The sequence below is a fragment of the Acidovorax sp. KPB24-07 genome (genome assembly GCF_057543315.1).
This window is the reverse complement of the sequence record NZ_BAAJYS010000408.1, coordinates 1-2850: the sequence shown is the minus strand read 5'-3', so window position 1 is coordinate 2850 and position 2850 is coordinate 1. Positions and strand designations below refer to the sequence as shown.

General features: G+C 68.2%; 2 protein-coding genes and 1 pseudogene. 2 read left to right on the top strand and 1 reads right to left on the bottom strand.

All coding sequences use genetic code 11. The annotated features are described in order from the left end of the window. Positions 1 to 948, top strand: a 948-nt coding sequence (locus AC27IQ_RS21735) for an amidase family protein (protein WP_487090752.1), incomplete at its 5' end; no start/stop codon positions are given. Between the two features lie 2 nt (positions 949 to 950). After that, positions 951 to 2411, top strand: coding sequence for an Asp-tRNA(Asn)/Glu-tRNA(Gln) amidotransferase subunit GatB (gene gatB, locus AC27IQ_RS21730; protein WP_317357371.1), 1461 nt, complete (start codon positions 951 to 953; stop codon positions 2409 to 2411). A gap of 35 nt (positions 2412 to 2446) precedes the next feature. Here the strand turns inward: gatB and AC27IQ_RS21725 are convergent. Next, positions 2447 to 2850: pseudogene (locus AC27IQ_RS21725) on the bottom strand (DUF4124 domain-containing protein); the annotation flags it as partial.

Sequence of the window (2850 nt, the reverse complement as noted above, 5' to 3'; positions counted from 1 at the left end):
GACACGGGCGGCTCGATCCGCCAGCCCGCCTCGTTCTGCGGCATCACGGGCATCAAGCCGACCTACGGCCGCGCCTCGCGCTACGGGATGATCGCCTTCGCCTCCAGCCTGGACCAGGCCGGCCCCATGGCCCGCTCGGCCGAGGACTGCGCCCTGCTGCTGTCGGCCATCTGCGGCCCGGACCTCGACCGCGACTCCACCTCGCTCGACCTGCCGGCGCAGGACTTCACCCGCCAGTTGAACGACGGCATCGACGGGCTGCGCATCGGCATCCCGGCCGAGTTCTTCGGCGAGGGCCTCGCGCCCGGCGTGCGCGCCGCGGTGGACGCCGCGCTCCAGGAATACGAGAAGCTCGGCGCGAAACTGGTGCCCATCAGCCTGCCGCGCACCGAGCTGTCCATTCCCGTGTACTACGTGATCGCCCCGGCCGAGGCCTCGTCCAACCTCTCGCGGTTCGACGGCGTGAAGTTCGGCCACCGCGCCAGCGACTACACCGATCTGGTGGACATGTACAAGAAGACGCGCGCCGAGGGCTTCGGCGACGAGGTCAAGCGCCGCATCATGATCGGCACCTACGTGCTGTCGCACGGCTACTACGACGCCTACTACCTGCAGGCGCAGAAGATCCGCCGCATGATCGCCGACGACTTCCAGAATGCCTTCCAGTCGTGCGACCTCATCGCCGGCCCGGTGGCACCCACGGTGGCGTGGAAGCTCGGCGAGCACGGCAACGACCCGCTGGCCGACTACCTGGCCGACATCTTCACGCTGCCCGCCTCGCTCGCCGGCCTGCCCGGCATGAGCGTGCCCGCCGGCTTCGGCGAGGACGGCATGCCCGTGGGCCTGCAGCTGATCGGCAACTACTTCCAGGAAGCCCGGCTGCTCAATGCCGCCCACCGCCTGCAGCAAGCCACCGATTTCCACCTCCGCATGCCGGGAGGCCTCTGAACATGACCGCCCCATTGATCCACGGCTACGAAGTCGTCATCGGCTTCGAAACCCACACCCAGCTTGCGACGAAATCCAAGATCTTTAGCCGCGCGCCCACCGCCTTCGGCGCCGCGCCCAACACGCAGGCCTGCGCGGTGGACCTGGCCCTGCCGGGCACCCTGCCCGTGATGAACCGCGAGGCCGTGGCCTGCGCCATCAAATTAGGACTGGCCCTGGGCTCCACCATTGCGCCGGAAAGCGTTTTCGCCCGCAAGAACTACTTCTATCCGGATCTGCCCAAGGGCTACCAGATCAGCCAGTTCGAGATCCCGGTGGTGCAGGGCGGCGAGGTGTCGTTCTTCCTGGGCGACGAGAAGAAGACCGTGAAGCTCGTGCGCGCCCACCTGGAAGAAGACGCGGGCAAGTCGCTGCACGAGGACTTCATCGGCCAGAGCGGCATCGATTTGAACCGCGCCGGCACGCCGCTGCTGGAGATCGTGACCGAGCCCGACATGCGCTCGTCCGAAGAGGCCGTGGCCTACGCCAAGGAGCTGCACAAGATCGTGACGTGGATCGGCATCTGCGACGGCAACATGCAGGAGGGCTCGTTCCGCTGCGACGCCAACGTCTCGGTGCGCAAGCCCGGCGCCCCGCTGGGCACGCGCCGCGAGATCAAGAACCTGAACAGCTTCAAGTTCATGCAGCAGGCGATCGACTACGAGATCCGCTGGCAGATCGAGCAGATCGAGGACGGCCACGCGATCCAGCAGGCCACGGTGCTGTTCGACCCCGGCACGGGCGAGACCCGCGCCATGCGCACCAAGGAAGACGCGGCCGACTACCGCTACTTCCCCGATCCGGACCTGCCGCCGCTGCAGATTTCGCAGCAATGGGTGGACGAGCAGCGCGCGCTGATGCCCGAGCTGCCCCGCAGCATGGCCGCGCGCTTCGTGGCCGACTACGGCCTGCCCGAGTACGACGCGACCACGTTGACCCAGTCGAAGGCGATGGCTTCGTATTTCGAAGCGGCGGCGCAGGCCAGCCAGCAACCCAAGCTGGTCAGCAACTGGATCATGGGCGAGGTGTCGCGGCGGGTGAATGCCGGCGAGAGCGACATCGCCGCGGCCCCCGTGAGCGCCGCCCAACTGGCGCAACTGGTCACCCGCATCGCCGATGGCACGATCTCCAACAACGCCGCCCGGCAGGTGTTCGAGGCGCTGTGGAGCGATGCGGCTGCGGGCGATGTGGACGCGATCATCGAGGCCAAGGGCCTCAAGCAGATGAACGACTCCGGCGCGCTGGAAAAGATCATCGACGACGTGATCGCCGCCAACCCCGACAACGTGGCCCAGTTCCGCGCGGGCAAGGACAAGGCCTTCAACGCGCTCGTGGGCCAGGCCATGAAGGCCAGCAAGGGCAAGGCCAATCCGCAGCAGGTGAACGACCTGCTGCGCGCCCGGCTCGCGGCGGCGTCTTCCTGACGCCGCTCTGCCCCGGCCACCGGGGAAGGGTGCCTTTACTGTGAATGCATGGCGGGGCGCTGCCCCGCCCAAAGGCTCTTGAGCTGCACCAGTTCGGCGTCGAACCGCTGGTGCACGCGGCGCTTTTCCTGCTCCTGCCCGGCGATGAACCGCTGCTGCTCGGCCAGCGCGTCTTCCTGCTCGGCGATCTGGCGGCGCAGGAGCATGGGCGCCTTGCTGGGATCGCGGCGGTAGAACTCCATTTCGGCATCGAGCGCCTTGCGCTGGCGCTGCAGGTCGGCCACGCGCTTTTCGGCGACGGCCGTGACCTCGTTGACCTGCTGGATGGCCGCGGCGCGCTCGGCATCGTGCGAGGCCTGGTCGGGGTAGCGGGCCACCAGCACGCGCTCGCGGCGGCGCTCGTCGGCGATGCGGGCGCGCTCCTCGGCCTCCTTGCGGC